An 18,281-nucleotide genomic window follows, 5' to 3' on the forward strand; every position below is an offset into this window, starting at 1 on the left:
GGTAAGCTTATTTTTGGGCGTGATAAATTGAGAATTTACCCGTCTTATTTAGCGTCACACAATTACCGAATGCTTGTTCTATTAATGGTGGGTATTTGAGGAAATTATTAGCAACGACAAACAGTTGACCAGACGCGGTCAAATGATTGGGGGCTTGCTGTAATAAGGTTTCCGTAGCTCGATAGCTGGTGTCTAGCCCTGAATGAAAGGGTGGATTAGTGACAATCGATTGATAATCTTGGCCAGTATCTGAATAAACATCGGAAGCAAAGACTCGTCCCGTTAGGCCATTCGCCGCTAATGTCGCTTGGCTGGAGTGAATTGCGAGGGCGCTGATATCACACATTTCGAGTTGAATCTCTGGATTAAGTATACTCATCACACAGCCCAAAACGCCAGCACCGCAACCAAAATCAAGTACTTTGCCTTGCAGGGAGGGCAAGCTATCAAGCAGAAGTTGACTGCCTAAATCGAATTCACCGTGGCTAAATACGCCTGGTAGGCTGCGGATAGTCAGTGTGTGTTGCTGGTAATGAACGGTATAAGATTTAAACCAATCTTCTAAATCAAAAGCAGCAACAGGTTGTGTACATTGTCCCCAATAGAATGAGCAACGACGAGCAGAATCGTATTTTTTTATCGTGCCATAAGGGGCAAACAGTTTTTCGACGGCTTTTATTCCTGAGCGGTTTTCTCCCACGACGATGACTTCACACTGTGCAGGCAGTTTAGCCAACAACATGGCGAGTAAAAATTGCGCTTCCAGTTTTGCTTTTGGCCAATAAATCAGCAACAAGTCAGCCGTAATGTCGGCAGTCAACTCTGCGCCAAAATAACTTTTCACGGCAGAAGAGGTCTGTAATTGACGATAATAGCCATAGTGGGTAGTAAAAACGGTCACTGCGTCGCAGTGTTTGCTTAACTCGATGGGAAAGCTATCTTCCACCTCCCCGGCAACCAAGACTTTTTTGCCTGCGAAATAAGCGAATTGACGCTGCGTGATCTGACTTGGGGCTGTGTAATGTGACATAAAAAACTCGTGGTGAACGGCAAAGAGCGCAATTTTCGCATAATCAGCGCTTGGCTTGAAGCGCTTTAGTGGCGGTCTTTTTGATTTAAAAAGCTCGCAAATTCTTCTTCATAGAGGTTAAACAGGACAATAGTAATCGCAAAAATCAGTGGTCCGTAGATAAGTCCTATCAAACCAAAGAGCTGGATCCCTCCCAATAGTGAGAAGAAGATCATTAAGGTATTCATGCCTGCGCTGCCTTGCATCAGCAGGGGACGCAATAAGTTATCAATCGAACCAACAATGGCAATACTCCAGATTAATAAGAACAATGCCCAAGCGGTGTCACCAATAATAAACAAATAGAGGGTAGCTGGGATCCAAATTAAGGCGGTGCCAATTAAAGGAATAAAAGAGGCGAAGCCCATCATGGTCCCCCAAAACAGTCCGGGTAAGCCGACGATCCACATCGCAAATCCACCCGCTACGCCTTGGGCTATGGCAGTAAGAAATGACCCCATGATAGCGGATTTCGATACCTGCTGGATTTCATGCAGTAATTTGTCTTCTTGGCTACGGGATAACGGCAAGATGTGTCGCAGTACATTAATGATCTTATCGTGATCGCGGAGCAGGAAAAACAGCACAAACAGCATTAAGAAAAAGTTCATGACTAAATGCGTGACGTCACCAACGATTTTGGCGCTAATGGTCACCAGACTGCTGCCGAAAGAGGTGGCGAATTGAGCGGTTTTTTGGGCGATTTGCTGAGGTGTTACTTCATGAAAGGGGAGATATTGGTTGGTAAACGTAAGTGTTTTAATGATCAAAGGGTGACTAAGCGCCGTTTGAATGCCACCTTCATTCCCCCAGTGATAGAGCGTTTGTGCAAAGCGAGCACCTTGTTGGACGATGGCTGAAAAAACCAATATCGACGGTATCACAATAATAAACGTCAAAATAATACACGAGAGTAGGGCAGTAAGATTTTTTTTCTGAGCTAGACGATATTCTAAGCGTTGATGAATCGGGAAAATCAATAGCGATAGAATAAATGCCATCATGATCGCATTACTATAAGGTTCAATCAGTTGATAACAGCTGAATACGGCGATGCATAATACGCCAATCAAGACCCAATGGTTGACGGTAAGTCTAGTTTTATCGGACACGCTAGTGGCCCCTTTCTACTGGTTGATTTTCTATGTCAGGATGTCGGATATCAGTGAGCGATGGACAGAATCATTAGAACCATTATCTATTTACTAACACCATCGTCATAAACAGATAAATGACATAGAGTTAGTTTCGATTTCGTTGTGACACTGTCTATAATGGCTTGAATTGCGTATTTGGGCAATGGGAGAGATAAAAATGGGTTGTTGTGAAAAGAAATCTTGCTGCGCGACGAAAACCTCATTGGTTCAACGTATACCTTGGACGATGATTTTGCTTGCTTCACTTGCCATATTAGTGATGTTTTTTTGGCACTAACGGCAGTAGACGTTGTGGATTTTCTGCCTACATAGTAGGGGTGTTGAATATTCGCAATCAATGGCATGGCGAAAAATCAATACCCCTCAGTTCAATAAGTTAAATCCGATATATGTTAATTACCCTTCTTGAGCTAACTGAGCGAAGCTGCGGTCAGCGGCTTCTAAAGTAGCTTCTATTTCTCGGCTACCGTGGGCTAAAGAGGTAAAGCAAGCTTCAAATGCTGATGGCGCAAGATAAACACCGTATCCTAACATTAAGTGGAAGAAGCGTTTGAAACGTTCAATATCGCATTTTGCTACCTCTTCGTAGCAGGTTACGCTGGGTTGGTCGGTAAAGAAGAAGCCGAACATGCCACCGACCTGATTAACGACCAATGGAATAGCGTGCTTATCAGCGAGCTGTTTAAAGCCATCGGCCAGTTGTTTGGTTTTAGCGGCTAAATTTTTCTCATTACCTTCTTGTCTTAATAGCGACAGACAAGCGTAACCCGCTGCCATGGCAATCGGATTGCCTGAAAGCGTACCTGCTTGATAGACGGGGCCTGTTGGAGCAATGTATTGCATGATTTCTTTACGACCACCAAAAGCTCCCACAGGCATTCCTCCGCCAATCACTTTACCTAAAGTGGTTAAGTCGGGGTGGATATTGTAGTGAGCTTGTGCTCCTCCAAGGGCAACGCGAAAGCCAGTCATTACTTCATCAAAAATCAATAACGCGCCTTCTTGATCACAGATTTCACGTAAACCTTCATGGAAGCCAGCTACTGGAGGAATGCAGTTCATATTCCCCGCGACTGGCTCAACGATAATACAGGCAATTTCACCAGGATGCGCCGCGAACAGCTCACGTACGGATTGTAAATCATTAAAGCGGGCAGTGAGTGTGTGTTTAGCGAAATCAGCGGGAACGCCTGGTGAGCTCGGTTGGCCGAGGGTTAAGGCTCCTGAACCGGCTTTGACTAATAGGCTATCGGCATGGCCGTGGTAACAGCCTTCGAACTTTAGGATTTTATCCCGTCCGGTATAACCGCGAGCTAAACGAATGGCACTCATGGTTGCTTCTGTGCCAGAACTGACCATGCGCAACTGTTCCATGGAAGGGACCAGTTCAGAGACCAATTCTGCCATAGTGATTTCCATTTCCGTCGGCGCGCCAAAGCTGAGACCTCGCTGAGCGGCATGGATCACGGCATCGCGGATCACGGTATGATTATGACCAAGGATCATTGGGCCCCATGAGCCAACATAATCAATGTAGGCTTTACCATCGGCATCAAAAATCAGTGCGCCATCAGCACGGTCGATAAAAATGGGTGAGCCACCTACACCGCTAAAAGCGCGCACCGGAGAATTAACGCCGCCTGGGATTTTGATTTGCGCCTTTTGATACAGATCTTCTGATTTGGTCATTGAGAATTCCTCTTAATATTGGTTAGGGCATGTAGACCTTTGTCGCTGAGGATATGTTTACCCTAAAAGCGATGATAAAGCGTAATCCTCTCGTCGCGATATCAGCCAGTTTATACTTTGCCCACGGCAAACTATGGCTGCGTTGGCGGTATTTGTGTCGCTCAATCTCGCTATATTCATGGGAATAAAACGGCTTATCATCCAGCGGCAACGCTTCGTTTTTTGATCGCTCTATCGAATAAACGTTGACGTTGAAAGATTAATCTACCCTAAGATTCATTGCGTGGAGCATTGTACGCTGCTCAGTGATGAGACGAAATCTTTTCCCTCAATTTATAACATTTATCGGTCTACTCAGTGCAAAATGGTGGCATTGCTGATAAAAATCATTACTCTTGCACGGCGATAGATGCTTATCGTTTTTTCCCTGAATGCCTACGATTTGGTGGAAGAGGAATGACTGGAGTGGTGAGATTGTTCGGCTAATACTTGAACGAAACAGTCAGGTATTAGATAATCATCAGATTAGAAAAAATAAACATGCTCATCAACAAGTAATGAGTATTGACACCAATGAGAGAGGTCGTCGTGAGCGAAGTCAATGTACCCTTAACTTTTTCTGATGCCGCTGCAACGCGAGTACGCACATTAATTGAAGAAGAAGAAAATCCCCAGTTGAAATTGCGTGTTTATATTACTGGTGGCGGCTGTAGCGGTTTTCAATATGGTTTTACGTTTGACGAAAGTGTTAACGAGGGGGATACCACCATCGAAAATAGTGGCGTTACTTTAGTGGTTGACCCAATGAGTTTACAGTATTTGATTGGCGGTGTGGTGGATTATACCGATGGGTTAGACGGCTCGCGCTTTTTCATTAATAACCCTAATGCGACAACGACCTGTGGTTGTGGGGCGTCATTTAGCGTTTAAAATCTATCTGTGTTAGAGAACCATCCAGATTAAAAAGCCCTTATGATATCAATAAGGGCTTTTTTGTAGGGTTAAGGAGTTGCGTAGAGTAATTGCCCATAACGCGATAAGGTATCAAGGCGAATTTTAGCATTAGCTAAAAATGTTGCTTTTGCTTGTCCGGTCAAGGATTTTGATTGAGGAAGATCGACGGTGCGTGGATCTTTATGAACGCCATTAACCAGAAATTCGTAGTGTAAATGAGGGCCTGTGACTCGTCCGGTTCCACCTAATGTACCAATCACTTGACCTTGCCGAACCCGCTCTCCGGTCTTCACTGTGCGTCGAGTTAGGTGGAGGTATTTGGTTAAATAGGTATTACTGTGGCGAATAAAGACATAATGACCATTAAATTGGTTATAGCTAGAGCGTTCAACCACGCCGTCACCAGCGGCCCAAATTGGGGTGCCTACAGGCGCAACGTAGTCTGTACCTCGATGTGCCCTTAGTTGGCCTGTAACTGGATGAAGGCGGCGAGGGTTGAAGTTTGATGATACGCGCCGAAAATCCAGCGGTGCACGTAGAAACGCTTTTTTCATTGCTCGGCCAGTTTCATCGTAATACTGCCCAGTATGATCATCCAAAATGGCCGTAAAGGTTGTGCCTTGGTTAGTAAATTGAGTGGCGATGATTCGCCCTCGCCCCACGACTTCACCTTCGACTATTTTCTCTTCAAACAGTAAGCGAAAATGATCTCCTGAGCGAATATCTAACGCAAAATCGATATCCCAACCCAAAATGCCCGCTAATTCCATAATTTGGTTAGCTGTTAAGCCCGCTCCTCTTGCCGCATTCCAAAAGTTTGAGGTGATTTCCGCTTGAGCGTAATTGTATTGATAAAAAACCTCTTTCTTATCAAACCGAGCAGAAAAACCAGAATCGGTGCGCGTGATATCAAAAGTTTCATAAGGCGTAATACGCCGTTTAAGTTGAATCAATTGGTTATTGTCATCAAACCCAAATTGCAACTCATCACCGGGACGTAAACGACTCAATTGCTGGTTGATTTGTGGATCACTGGACGTTAATTCATGCAATAAGCGAGCGGAGAGGCCAAGACGTTGAAAAAGAAGTGCTGCACTTTCTCCCGAATTCACTTTATGCGTTTCCCAGCGGAGTAAAGCGGAAGGCAATACCGTACTACCTGGAGCTAATGCTTCCCGGTCAATAGTCAAAGGATAGTGACGACCAATTTGGAGTCGCTCTGGGTGGTTTCTTAATGCTTCCTGATCCGGGAGGAAAAATAACGCGATAACAATCACCGCACTAAAAAAGGCAATACATGCCTGATGCACCCAGGGAAGACGAGCAAAAATCGCTAGCATACTCGTGTTCGTTCAATCATTCGTGAATAAAATCGTTATTTGGTTAGTCTAACTGGTTTCAAAAGGCATCGCTATTCAAGTAAGATGTCAAACTATTAAATTTTTGCCAAATCTGTGGGAGTGAACAAGAATGGCGAGTATTGAAGCGGCGTTAGCTGAGATTAAGCGTGGTGTTGAAGAGTTAATTCCAGAAGAGGAATTAATCGCAAAACTGAAAGAAGGTCGTCCTTTGCGGATTAAGCTTGGGGCAGATCCAACAGCACCAGATATTCATTTAGGTCATACGGTGATCTTAAACAAGCTGCGCACTTTCCAAGATTTAGGCCATGATGTTACTTTCTTGATTGGTGACTTTACGGGAATGGTCGGTGACCCAACCGGTAAAAATACCACTCGTCCGCCGTTGACGCGCGAAGATGTTCTACGTAACGCGGAGACTTATAAGCAGCAAGTGTTTAAGATCCTTGATCCGGCAAAAACGAAAATTCAGTTTAACTCTGAATGGCTGTCTGAGCTCGGTGCTGAAGGGATGATCCGACTTGCCGCTAACCAAACTGTAGCGCGAATGTTGGAACGGGATGATTTTAAAAAGCGCTACACAGGCGGTCAACCGATTGCCATTCATGAGTTTATGTACCCTTTACTGCAAGGTTATGATTCCGTTGCGATGGAAACCGATGTTGAATTAGGGGGCACGGATCAGAAGTTTAATTTGCTGATGGGACGAGAGCTGCAAAAATCACATGGTCAGAAGCCTCAAGTAGTATTGATGATGCCACTACTGGTTGGCTTAGATGGCGAAAAGAAAATGTCTAAGTCCGCGCACAACTATATTGGGGTAAGCGAAGCGCCAAGCGAAATGTTTGGTAAGATCATGTCAATCTCTGACGATTTGATGTGGAGTTATTATGAATTGTTGTCTTTCCGTCCTTTAGCGGAAGTCGAGCAATTTAAAGCCGATGTGGCAAACGGTGCTAACCCAAGAGACGTTAAAATTCTACTGGCTAAAGAGATCATCGCTCGTTTCCATTCACAAGCGGACGCTGATGCGGCAGAACAAGAATTCATTAATCGTTTTCAAAAAGGTGCTCTACCTGATGAAATGCCAGAGTTTACCTTTGCTCAAGGAATCGCGATTGCTAACTTACTCAAAGAGGCTGGGCTGGTGGGCTCAACTTCGGATGCGATGCGTATGGTGAAACAAGGCGCGGCTAAGCAAGACGGTGAAAAGCTCGATGATGCGAAGTGCATTCCAGCGGTCGGAACTTATGTCTATCAAGTTGGTAAACGTAAGTTCGCGCGAGTAACCATTGAGTCATGATTTTTGACAAGCTTTGATGTTGCCAAAGCATGAGTTATCCTCAATAAACAAAAAGCGCCTAATGGCGCTTTTTGTTTATTGGCCGTGAGCCATGTTAATCACATCTTGATAGAAACGTAGCTCAAATTGGGTAATGGGTGGTTCTATCGGTAAGTGAGCATTGGCAGTGGATGGGAAATAATCCGTCACGTACTGAATAAATAGGCTTAGTGGTTTACCTTGCTCATTGATAACAAAACCCGCCATGTTATGTGTGCCGTATAACGAGCCACTTTTGGCGATAAGCTGACCTCGTACGCTACTATGACGCATACTACGACGATAGAGTAAAGTTCCACTCTCTCCGGCCGTTGGTAGCAAACTCAATAACGATAATTGCTGATCGTGAGCAGCCAAGTAGGCAAGGATCTGACGCATCGACTCTAAGCGTAAGCGGTTATTACGTGATAACCCAGAACCATCGACTAACTGAGCATCTTGCAAGTCAATTCCGGTGTTGGCAAAAATAATTTGTTTCATGGCTTCAGTGCCATTAGCAAAGCTTCCGGGCTGCAAGAAAAAGTGCTGGCCTAAGGTTTTGGTGAGAGAGTCAGCAATCAAGTTATCCGAGTCTTGCAGCATGATTTTGAGCAGTTCAGGCAGTGCTGCCGAGCGATGTATTGCAATGCTCGCCATAGTCTGTATTTCTGGAGGCTGACCGATTTTTATATCGCCTTCTAAATGGATGCCAAGTTGTCGTAGCAGTTGATGAATGACGCGTTGAGCGTAGAGTTCAGGATTTTGTACGGCAAAGCGAAGCGGTAGTGGTTGCTCACGTTCCGCTAAACAGCCTGATAGTTGATAGTGATTGTTAGGCGTGGCGATTAACTCTAAATCACAATGTAAGCTTTGCTGCAGAGCTTGAGAGACCGTTTTAGCCTCACTACTGACATGAACCGGGTAATGAGGGGGAACATAAACTCGAGTAGAACCGTTATCTTGGGTATAAATCGACGCTTGAATACAGTTGCCATCAAGATTAACCGCGCTGACCGGAGCGCTATAACACACGCCAAGGCTATCCCAAGGCCAGCCTACCGCTCGTTGATAACCACTGAATTGACTGATATCAAGCCAGATATCTCCGCTAATCTTGCGGCCGTGTTTAGAACGATACTGACTGAATAATTGACGTAAGTTGGCCGTCGTTAAGGTTGGATCGCCAGAAAAAATCAAGGCTAGCTGATGGTTATCAGCACGTAACTCGGTGGTAAAACGAAATTGTTCACCGAGTTCGAGTTGGCTCGCCAAAGCCGTAATGATTTTTAAGGTGCTGGCAGGCGGGAAATACCCATCGGTGTATTGATTAACGGTTTGTTGTTCATTGAGTAATTGGCTGACTAAACCGCTGCGAGTGCCCGTTGGCAGTTGTGCTTTTGCTTGCTCAAAATCGGCCCAAACATGGGGTACGATAAACAGGTAAAGCAATATAAAAATAGAAGAAAGGTAGCGCCATAGACAATGCATAAACGATCGACAATCAATCAAACAGGAAGGCAGTATAACCAGAGAATAAAACGCCTGCTAGTGCGCAGGCGTTTGGAGTGTTAATTAAGCATGATGATGCGTAATTAAGACGACTTAGAAGTCGTAACGTAGACCGAGAGCTAGCTCATCTTCAGCTTTCATCTTACCTACTTTATCTGAATCTAGCAGGTTAAAGTTGTATGAGATGTAAGAACGGAAGTTAGGCTTGAAGAAGTAAGTTGCATCGATAGCAATGCTGTCAGCTAAGTCTTCTTTAACGCCTGCTTCTTTAGATTTTAAGTAGTTGTAAGAAGTCGTAAATACAGTTTGTTGCATAGTGTATTTAGCGGCTAGCTCATAACCAGTAAAGTCTTCTTTATCTGCACCACTCTTATCTTGGCCATCAACATAAGTACCAGCAAAGTACAAATCGTTGATCGCGTAAGAGGCGGCTAGCATCCACTGATCAGCTTTGTCTTGATCGGCGTAACCAGCACCAACAGCAAAGCCAGTGTCAGCAAATGTGTAGATAGCTGAAAGTGAGTAACCATCTTGGTTATTATCAGCAAATTTATCTGCGTTTGTGTCTTCTACACGGTCAGCAAAACGGTAGCTCGCTTTTACTGCAAGATCATCAAATTGACCTGCGTAAGTCAGCATGTTGTCAGCACGGTCAGCAACGGTCAGTTTATAAGCCGCTTTGTTACCATGGTAAGCCATGATATCGGTAAAGTCAGTGATCACACCTAGTGCGCCGTCATTTTTACCGTAAGTCACTAGACCAAAATCACCGCCGATACCAGCAAAAGCGTAACGGTTAGTTAGGCTGTTGCTGTTACTATCAACATCTCCGCCTTTATCGGCTGTAGTGAATTCACCTTCGTAGAAGCCAAGGCCATACAGGCTGTCATTGATTTGAGTTTTACCTAATACATTGATACGTACACGTGAAGCATCTTCTGCTTTACCATCTTTTAGAGATAGACGTGCTTCAGCGCGGCCACCTAGCGCAAGCGAAGTTCCATCTTGGTTGTAAATTTCACCAGCATTAACACCAGCGGTCATTGCAGCAGCTGAAACTGCTAGAGCAATCAGAGTTTTGTTCATTTTATTAAGTCCTAATTTACTGTCCATAAATTGTTATCGGCGACATAACAAAGTTTGAAAGCGATGGTTCAAATCATTGATATGTGCAACGAACAACCAATGTTTCTACTCGTGTGACTTCAAAGAAGTGAACTCACAGGTGAAACATTCGACCTATTCGTGTCTACCTTTGTAACTGCAAAGTTCCGTTATCCGTTAGTAAAATGATATAAATTCCAGTAATGAACAGTGTTTTATTGCGATGTAAAAAATATCAAACCTTTGATTTTAATTTGCTTTTTAGGTTTCTGTCCGCTGGTCTGACCGTTGTTTCTAAGTGGGTTATTTAGATTTTTTTAGTCATTTTGAATGTTTTTTCGACAGGTGAGTGTGTGGGATGGATCACATTAAATTTACCTCATTGTGCCTAATCTCAATTTTTGATCGCAATGATTGAATTTGGATGATTTCATCGTCATGTTTGTTTACACTGATAAGTATGCATTCAAAGACGACTACCTGACCCCCTTATCGGGTTGGGTAGTTTTGTATTGTCCAAAGATAGTTTTGGCATAGAGGTAATAAGATGGAAAAAGTTCCAATGACCGTACGCGGTGAAAAATTGCTGCGTGATGAACTTGAGCGACTACTTAAGCTGCGTCCAAAAATCACTCAAGCGATTGCTGAAGCTCGTGAATTAGGTGATTTAAAAGAGAATGCCGAATATCATGCCGCTCGAGAAGAGCAAGGGATCTGCGAAGCTCAGATTCGCGATATCGAATATAAATTATCGGTAGCTCAAGTGATTGATATCGCAAAGATAGAAAACACAGGAAAAGTGATTTTTGGTTCGACAGTGAGCTTGATTGATGTCGATACTGATGAAGAGAAGCGTTATCAAATCGTGGGTGATGATGAAGCGGAAATCAAAGCAGGACGCATTTCAGTCAGTTCACCGATTGCTCGTGGGTTAATTGGTAAAATGGAAGGTGATGAAGTCACCATCTCGACCCCAGGCGGTGATAAAGTCTTTGAAATAGACAAGGTTGATTATCTGTAAATCGAGCTGAGGCACTATTGAGATCAACCGTCGAGAGGTATTTCGTAGTGTGTACCGAGTGTTTAACAGAAACAACAATAAAAAGGTCGCCCAAGGCGACCTTTTTATAAGCTTAAGTAGCGAGGCTCGCATACTTAGCGAACGGAGCAATTTATTTGCGGGGTAATTCGATTTTACGCTGCTCAGATGGGCGGTAAAGGACCAAGGTTTTACCAATGACTTGGACTTTTTCTGCACCCGTTTCACGAACGATCGCATCAACAATCAATAGTTTCGTTTCACGGTCTTCTGATACTACCTTGACTTTAATGAGTTCATGATAGTTAAGCGCAATTTCGATTTCTGCCAAAACAGCTTCGGTGAGGCCATTGGCACCCATCAATACTACTGGGTTTAAGTGGTGAGCCAATCCTTTCAGGTGCTGCTTTTGTTTGTTGCTTAGATTCATTACGCGACCAAATTTATTAATATTAGGGTTGAAAACCACCATTTTAGCGCCATCTACTCAGGAAGACTATATTTTCTACAAGACTTTCTCGAATAGAAGCACCTTAGTTAGGTATCGAATGAGTAAACAGAAACATTCCGCGAGTTCTTCTCGTTGGTTGAAAGAGCATTTTGATGACATCTATGTTCATGAAGCAAAAAAGAAAGGTTATCGTTCACGTGCGATTTTTAAGCTAAAAGAGATCCAAAGTAAGGATAAGTTACTGCGTACTGGTATGACTGTCGTTGATTTAGGGGCTGCGCCCGGTGGCTGGTCACAATATGCGGCTAGTATTGTTGGCGATACAGGACAGGTCATTGCTTGTGACATTTTGCCGATGGATTCGATTGCCGGTGTCTCTTTTTTACAAGGTGACTTCCGAGAAGAGAGCGTTCTGGCTGCATTAATCGAACGTATTCAACCAGATATGGTTGATGTGGTGATGTCTGATATGGCTCCTAATATGGCCGGAAATAATTCAGTGGATCAACCAAGAGCGATGTATCTGGTCGAATTAGCATTAGATATGTGTCGACAAGTTCTTATCCCTAATGGTAGTTTTGTGGTCAAAGTGTTCCAGGGCGAAGGTTTTGATCATTATGTCCAAGAGGTACGTAGTATGTTCAAGGCGGTCAAAATTCGTAAACCAGATTCTTCAAGAGCACGCTCTCGAGAGGTTTATGTTGTTGCCACTGGTTACAAAGGTTAACTATTTGCCTTTATCGGTGAGAGTTAACACTATAGCTACAGCCTACAAACTGTAGTACCCTACCTTTAATTACAACTAGTTATCGCGAGGCTTGCACCTTGAGTGACATGGCAAAAAATCTAATACTGTGGCTGGTTATTGCCGTTGTGCTGATGTCGGTTTTCCAGAGCTTTGGCCCTGGTGACAGCAGCGGAAGAACAGTGGACTACACCACATTCGTACAAGAAGTTGGTCAAGGCCAAATTCAGGAAGCTCAATTCAAGAACAGCGAAATAACCTTTACTCGCCGTGGTAGTAACAGTCGATTTGTTACTTACATGCCGGTATATGATCAAAAGCTGCTTGATGATCTGATTAATCAAAACGTAAGAGTACAAGGAACACCACCAGAAGAACAAAGTCTGCTTGGAACCATCTTTATCTCTTGGTTCCCAATGATATTGCTGATTGGGGTGTGGATTTTCTTCATGCGTCAAATGCAGGGCGGCGGTGGCAAAGGCGCCATGTCCTTCGGCAAAAGTAAAGCTCGGATGATGAGTGAAGAGCAGATTAAAACGAATTTTACTGACGTTGCTGGCTGTGATGAAGCGAAAGAAGACGTCAAAGAATTGGTTGATTATCTGCGCGATCCTAGTCGATTCCAGAAGTTGGGTGGTAAAATCCCAACGGGTGTGTTGATGGTTGGTCCCCCTGGTACGGGTAAAACCTTGCTGGCTAAAGCAATTGCTGGTGAAGCCAAGGTGCCTTTTTTCACTATCTCTGGTTCTGACTTCGTTGAAATGTTTGTCGGTGTTGGTGCGTCGCGCGTGCGCGACATGTTTGAGCAAGCCAAAAAAGCCTCGCCTTGTATCATTTTTATCGATGAAATTGATGCGGTCGGTCGTCAGCGTGGTGCTGGTGTCGGCGGTGGTCACGATGAACGTGAACAAACCTTAAACCAAATGTTGGTTGAGATGGACGGTTTTGAAGGTAACGAAGGCGTTATCGTTATTGCCGCGACTAACCGTCCTGATGTATTGGACCCTGCATTATTACGCCCAGGCCGTTTCGACCGCCAAGTTGTCGTTGGTTTACCTGATGTTCGTGGTCGTGAGCAAATCTTAAAAGTTCACATGCGTAAAGTCCCATTAGCGAATGATGTGCAACCGTCGTTGATTGCTCGTGGTACACCGGGTTTCTCGGGGGCAGATTTAGCCAACCTCGTCAATGAAGCGGCACTATTTGCGGCTCGTGGTAATAAACGCAATGTGTCTATGGTTGAGTTTGAACTGGCTAAAGACAAAATCATGATGGGTGCAGAGCGCCGCTCAATGGTGATGTCTGAAGAGACGAAAGCATCAACGGCTTATCACGAGGCTGGCCACGCGATTGTTGGGCGTTTAGTCCCTGAACATGATCCGGTGTACAAAGTTTCTATTATCCCTCGCGGAAGAGCGTTGGGTGTGACTATGTACTTACCAGAACAAGATCGTGTCAGCATGTCTAAGCAACATCTAGAATCGATGATCTCCAGTCTTTATGGCGGCCGTCTTGCTGAAGAGCTGATTTATGGTGCTGATAACGTTTCTACTGGAGCTTCGAATGACATTGAGCGAGCCACAGCGATTGCTCGCAAGATGGTCACTCAATGGGGTTTTTCAGAGAAACTCGGTCCTCTTCTCTATGCAGAAGATGAAGGTGAAGTATTCTTAGGTCGTAGTGTGACACAAACTAAGCACGTTTCTGAAGATACTGCCAAGCTGATTGATGATGAAGTTCGTAAGATCATTGACCGTAACTATGATCGTGCCCGTGAGATCCTTGAGAAAAACATGGATATCATGCACGCGATGAAAGACGCACTGATGAAATATGAAACCATCGATGCAGGACAGATTGATGATTTGATGGCTCGTAAATCGGAGATTCGTGAACCTGCTGGTTGGGCCGATCAGGCCGCTAGAGCCACTCAAGATAATGTTGAGCCAGAGTCTACCGCTTCTGCAGAATCTGATGTGGAAACTCCACCAGCTTCAGAGCACAAAGATAAAGATTAACGTTTTATCTACTAATCAAACCCCGACTTGTTCGGGGTTTTTTACTTACTGGCGAACACGTTTTGGATTGCCATTTCGGTGAATAAGTTATTTATCGTTTTGCTATAACTCTTGAGCTTAGTGAGTGATAGGGGTAACGTATTCTTTGTTAATCCATTCTATATTCAGAGGCTTATGAAAATTCAAACCACAACCAAACAGCTTCAGCTTGACCAGCCTCAAGTGATGGGAATACTGAATACGACCCCAGACTCTTTTTCTGACGGTGGTCAATACACCACTGTACAGCGTGCACTTTTACGAGCCAAACAGATGATTGATGCCGGAGTCAGCATTATTGATATCGGTGGTGAATCGACACGTCCGGGGGCGCCAGAGGTATCGCTCGCCGAAGAGCTTGGACGAGTGATCCCGGTTATTCAGGCTATCCGCCATCATTATCCTGAAATTTGGATATCGATTGATACCAGTAAAGCGGAAGTTATGCGTCAGGCGGTACAAGCGGGCGCGGACTTAATTAATGATGTACGAGCGTTACAAGAGCCGGGGGCTTTGCAAGCCGCCGCCGATGCCCAAGTGCCAGTGTGTATTATGCATATGAAAGGCCAGCCAAGAACGATGCAAATCGCTCCTGAATATGATGATATTTTAAAAGAGGTGGATGAATTTTTAGTCGAGCGTATTGCCGCGTGTGAGAAAGCGGGGATCCTACGCCAGAATATTATTCTGGATCCTGGATTTGGTTTTGGTAAATCACTGGAACACAATTATCATCTGTTAGCGAATTTAGAGGCCTTTCACCATTTTGGTTTGCCTTTACTGGCTGGAATGTCTCGTAAATCAATGTTGTTTAAGCCATTAGGTAAAAAACCGGCACAATGCATGGTGGCGAGCGTGACGAGCGCAACATTAGCGGCTTTAAAAGGTGCGCAGATTCTTCGCGTACATGATGTTGAACAAACCGTAGAAGCATTGACGATCATACAAATGATGCAGCGTCATAAACATTAAGGAAGTATTATGTCTAACACTAGACGTTATTTTGGCACCGATGGTATTCGAGGCCGAGTTGGTGAGTATCCAATCACGCCTGATTTTGTTTTAAAACTTGGTTGGGCTGCGGGGCGCGTGTTGGCTCAGCAAGGCACCAAAAAAGTGATTATCGGTAAAGACACGCGAATTTCAGGTTATATGCTGGAGTCTGCATTAGAAGCAGGTCTAGCTGCTGCCGGGTTAAAAGCGATTTTCACTGGGCCAATGCCGACGCCTGCCGTTGCTTATCTTACCCAAACTTTTCGCGCCGAAGCGGGGATTGTGATTTCTGCATCGCATAACCCTTATTATGACAATGGCATCAAATTCTTCTCTTCTGCTGGGACTAAATTACCCGATGAACTGGAATTGGCTATCGAGGCTGAATTAGATAAACCGATTGAATGTGTTGAATCGGCTGAGTTGGGTAAAGCGACTCGTTTGGTCGATGCTGCTGGCCGTTATATCGAATTTTGCAAAAGTACTTTTCCTTCCACACTTAGTCTATCTGGTTTAAAAATCGTGGTCGATTGCGCTCATGGGGCAACCTACCATATCGCCCCTAATGTTTTTAAAGAGCTAGGTGCAGAAGTGGTCTCCATCGGCACTGAGCCGAATGGTTTAAACATCAACGATCAGGTGGGTGCGACCGATGTTCGTGCCTTGCAACAGAAAGTGGTGGCTGAGCAAGCCGATTTAGGGCTGGCTTTTGATGGTGATGGTGATCGAATCATCATGGTTGATCATTTGGGGCATAAAATCGATGGCGATCAGATAGCTTATATCATTGCTCGTGATGCTCTGCGCCGAGGTGAGCTGAAAGGTGGGGTGGTTGGCACCCTGATGACGAATTTAGGCATGGAAAATGGCTTAAAGCAGCTAGGTATTCCATTTGTCCGCGCAGCGGTCGGTGATCGCTATGTAATGGAAAAACTGCTCGAAAAAGGGTGGAAAATTGGTGCTGAAAATTCAGGGCATGTGATTTTACTCGACAAAGTCACGACTGGAGATGCCATTGTCGCCGCGTTGCAAGTTTTAGCCTCGGTTATTGACAGTAATTTGTCTTTATATGAATTATCGCAAGGTATGACTCTCTATCCACAAGTGTTAGAAAATGTTCGCTTTAGTGGGCAGAGCAAACCTCTTGAATCGACAGCGGTATTGGCGGCGGTAAAGCAGGTTGAATCTCAGCTCGGTGATAAAGGACGGGTACTGTTACGTGCGTCGGGCACCGAGCCACTTATTCGAGTGATGGTAGAGGGCGAAGATGCCCAGTTAGTACAAGCATCAGCGTTAGAGATTGCGGCGGCGGTCAAAGCCAATTGCTAAGTTTTTAGCGTCTTTTTCTCTATTTTTTAATGGCGACCAATGTTAATAAATAGAGAGAATAGCGTTATCGAAGTCGATTGTTGAGCCTTTTTTGACCGTTTGATTGATAAAAAAGACTTTTTTGCTAAATACCTCTTGTCAGCGAAACGGGCATTCGTTAGTATTGCGTCCGCCCTCGATGAGGAGGTCGCTAGCCTTGTTTAAGTCGCATGATTGAACGGCGCTGGCTCAACAATTTGGAACATAGGTGGAAGCAATGTTTACAGTTCTACTTGTGATTTACCTGTTGGCAGCGGTTGGTATTATCGGCCTAGTGTTGATTCAACAAGGTAAAGGCGCAGATATGGGAGCCTCATTCGGTGCCGGTGCTTCAAACACAGTGTTTGGTGCTGGCGGCTCAGGTAACTTTTTAACCCGAATGACTGCAGTTTTTGCAACCGCATTTTTTGTTATTAGCTTGGTGTTAGGCAATATGTCTACACACAAAACCGAATCACAATGGGTTGACCCGTTACAAGGTCATGTGGTCGAGCAAGCTGATAACTCAGTGAGTGATATTCCAGCCCCTAAAGGCGATGAGATTCCTCGCTAAACTTATCAAAAGATAAGTCAGGTTATGCCGAGATGGTGAAATTGGTAGACACACTAGCATGAGGTGCTAGCGCCTATGGTGTGAGGGTTCGAGTCCCTCTCTCGGCACCATTATTTACAAACTTGTAAATCACCTTGTAGCGCGTATAATTGCTTACAAGTCGGACGCGGGGTGGAGCAGCTTGGTAGCTCGTCGGGCTCATAACCCGAAGGTCGTCGGTTCAAATCCGGCCCCCGCAACCATTTACCTAAGTGGTAAATTGATGCAAGTTTGGCAGTGTTAACCTCACTGCAGTTGAGAATGATTTCTCAATTTATCAGGGTCCAGCAACAAAAAACCCCGACTTTCGGGGTTTTTTGTTATCTGAATTTCATCATGAAAATTTCAGGTGCTTGCTTGGAATTTAAATTGGGCTCTATGCCCTTTTTTTGTTTCTGGAGTGGTTTAAATGACTGGTTTAGAAAGACAACTTACTGAAATGCTTGAAGCGCCAGTAGCGGCAACAGGTTATGAATTAGTTGGATTAGAATTTGTGCGTGCTGGTGAACATTCAACACTGCGTATCTATATTGATCATGAAAATGGCATCACCGTTGATGCTTGTGCTGAAGTTAGTCACCAAGTCAGTGCGGTACTGGACGTTGAAGACCCGATCACGGTCGCTTACAACTTAGAAGTATCCTCGCCTGGTTTGGAAAGACCACTCTTTAAAGCAGCACATTACGAGCAGTTTATAGGTCACGAGGTCAGCATTGTCTTAAAAATGGCTGTTGCTAATCGCCGTAAATGGAAAGGTATTATCCATGCGGTTGAAGGCGAAACGGTCACCGTTATTGCTGATGGGCAAGAAGAATATTTCGCCCTAAGTAATATTGCCAAAGCTAACCTGATCCCTAAATTTTAGTTCTCCTAGA

At 44.5% G+C, this 18,281-nt stretch carries 16 protein-coding genes and 2 tRNA genes; 11 read left to right on the plus strand and 7 right to left on the minus strand.

Going from position 1 to position 18,281, the window contains the following annotated elements; genetic code table 11:
- Positions 1-7: 7 nt before the first annotated feature.
- The 3 genes from rsmC to hemL all read right to left on the minus strand — a co-directional run bounded on the left by rsmC (position 8) and on the right by hemL (position 3,915).
- Positions 8-1,030: a 16S rRNA (guanine(1207)-N(2))-methyltransferase RsmC gene (rsmC, locus tag FKN88_RS13955; protein WP_306687558.1), complete on the minus strand. Its 1,023-nt coding sequence runs from the start codon at positions 1,028-1,030 to the stop codon at positions 8-10.
- 65 nt (positions 1,031-1,095) lie between these two features.
- Positions 1,096-2,181: an AI-2E family transporter gene (locus tag FKN88_RS13960; protein ID WP_306687559.1), complete on the minus strand. Its 1,086-nt coding sequence runs from the start codon at positions 2,179-2,181 to the stop codon at positions 1,096-1,098.
- Between the two features lie 441 nt (positions 2,182-2,622).
- Entirely contained in the window at positions 2,623-3,915 is a 1,293-nt protein-coding gene (gene hemL, locus FKN88_RS13965) for a glutamate-1-semialdehyde 2,1-aminomutase (protein WP_154170226.1), read from the minus strand.
- A gap of 588 nt (positions 3,916-4,503) precedes the next feature.
- Between hemL and erpA the strand changes: the two genes are divergently transcribed.
- The gene (gene erpA, locus FKN88_RS13970; RefSeq protein WP_004394178.1) at positions 4,504-4,845 is read left to right on the plus strand and encodes an iron-sulfur cluster insertion protein ErpA; all 342 of its coding nucleotides are present in this window, start codon (positions 4,504-4,506) and stop codon (positions 4,843-4,845) included.
- Between the two features lie 71 nt (positions 4,846-4,916).
- Here erpA and FKN88_RS13975 read toward each other — a convergent pair whose 3' ends face one another.
- Complete coding sequence (locus FKN88_RS13975; RefSeq protein ID WP_306687560.1) at positions 4,917-6,209, minus strand: peptidoglycan DD-metalloendopeptidase family protein; 1,293 nt, start codon at positions 6,207-6,209, stop codon at positions 4,917-4,919.
- 130 nt (positions 6,210-6,339) lie between these two features.
- On the opposite strand from FKN88_RS13975, the gene tyrS reads away from it, so the two are divergent.
- Positions 6,340-7,530 carry a tyrosine--tRNA ligase gene (gene tyrS, locus FKN88_RS13980; protein WP_004394176.1) on the plus strand — a complete coding sequence of 397 codons (1,191 nt, stop codon included), beginning with the start codon at positions 6,340-6,342 and terminating at the stop codon, positions 7,528-7,530.
- 75 nt (positions 7,531-7,605) lie between these two features.
- On the opposite strand, the gene dacB is transcribed toward tyrS, so the two are convergent.
- Entirely contained in the window at positions 7,606-9,036 is a 1,431-nt protein-coding gene (gene dacB, locus FKN88_RS13985) for a serine-type D-Ala-D-Ala carboxypeptidase (protein ID WP_306687561.1), read from the minus strand.
- A gap of 114 nt (positions 9,037-9,150) precedes the next feature.
- On the minus strand, positions 9,151-10,143 hold the full coding sequence (locus FKN88_RS13990; RefSeq protein ID WP_154170234.1) for a porin: 993 nt from the start codon (positions 10,141-10,143) through the stop codon (positions 9,151-9,153).
- A gap of 565 nt (positions 10,144-10,708) precedes the next feature.
- On the opposite strand from FKN88_RS13990, the gene greA reads away from it, so the two are divergent.
- A complete protein-coding gene (gene greA / locus FKN88_RS13995; protein WP_004394173.1) occupies positions 10,709-11,182 on the plus strand; it encodes a transcription elongation factor GreA in 474 nt (157 codons plus the stop codon).
- 151 nt (positions 11,183-11,333) lie between these two features.
- On the opposite strand, the gene yhbY is transcribed toward greA, so the two are convergent.
- On the minus strand, positions 11,334-11,630 hold the full coding sequence (gene yhbY, locus FKN88_RS14000) for a ribosome assembly RNA-binding protein YhbY (protein ID WP_040903858.1): 297 nt from the start codon (positions 11,628-11,630) through the stop codon (positions 11,334-11,336).
- 118 nt (positions 11,631-11,748) lie between these two features.
- On the opposite strand from yhbY, the gene rlmE reads away from it, so the two are divergent.
- The 8 genes from rlmE to rimP all read left to right on the plus strand — a co-directional run bounded on the left by rlmE (position 11,749) and on the right by rimP (position 18,271).
- Positions 11,749-12,378 carry a 23S rRNA (uridine(2552)-2'-O)-methyltransferase RlmE gene (gene rlmE / locus FKN88_RS14005; RefSeq protein WP_004394171.1) on the plus strand — a complete coding sequence of 210 codons (630 nt, stop codon included), beginning with the start codon at positions 11,749-11,751 and terminating at the stop codon, positions 12,376-12,378.
- A gap of 98 nt (positions 12,379-12,476) precedes the next feature.
- Entirely contained in the window at positions 12,477-14,414 is a 1,938-nt protein-coding gene (gene ftsH / locus FKN88_RS14010) for an ATP-dependent zinc metalloprotease FtsH (RefSeq protein WP_115152520.1), read from the plus strand.
- Positions 14,415-14,588: 174 nt separating this feature from the next.
- Positions 14,589-15,425 (plus strand): dihydropteroate synthase, encoded by an 837-nt coding sequence (gene folP / locus FKN88_RS14015; RefSeq protein ID WP_004394168.1) that lies wholly within the window; start codon positions 14,589-14,591, stop codon positions 15,423-15,425.
- 9 nt (positions 15,426-15,434) lie between these two features.
- Positions 15,435-16,775 (plus strand): phosphoglucosamine mutase, encoded by a 1,341-nt coding sequence (gene glmM, locus FKN88_RS14020; protein WP_004394166.1) that lies wholly within the window; start codon positions 15,435-15,437, stop codon positions 16,773-16,775.
- A gap of 256 nt (positions 16,776-17,031) precedes the next feature.
- Positions 17,032-17,367, plus strand: coding sequence for a preprotein translocase subunit SecG (gene secG, locus FKN88_RS14025; protein WP_040903793.1), 336 nt, complete (start codon positions 17,032-17,034; stop codon positions 17,365-17,367).
- 26 nt (positions 17,368-17,393) lie between these two features.
- Positions 17,394-17,477: transfer RNA gene (locus FKN88_RS14030), tRNA-Leu, on the plus strand.
- Positions 17,478-17,532: 55 nt separating this feature from the next.
- A tRNA-Met gene (locus tag FKN88_RS14035) sits at positions 17,533-17,609 on the plus strand.
- A gap of 206 nt (positions 17,610-17,815) precedes the next feature.
- Positions 17,816-18,271 carry a ribosome maturation factor RimP gene (rimP, locus tag FKN88_RS14040; RefSeq protein ID WP_004394162.1) on the plus strand — a complete coding sequence of 152 codons (456 nt, stop codon included), beginning with the start codon at positions 17,816-17,818 and terminating at the stop codon, positions 18,269-18,271.
- Positions 18,272-18,281: the final 10 nt, after the last annotated feature.

It is taken from the genome of Vibrio sp. 2017_1457_13 (genome assembly GCF_030851525.1).
Classification (GTDB): Bacteria; Pseudomonadota; Gammaproteobacteria; order Enterobacterales; family Vibrionaceae; genus Vibrio; species Vibrio metschnikovii.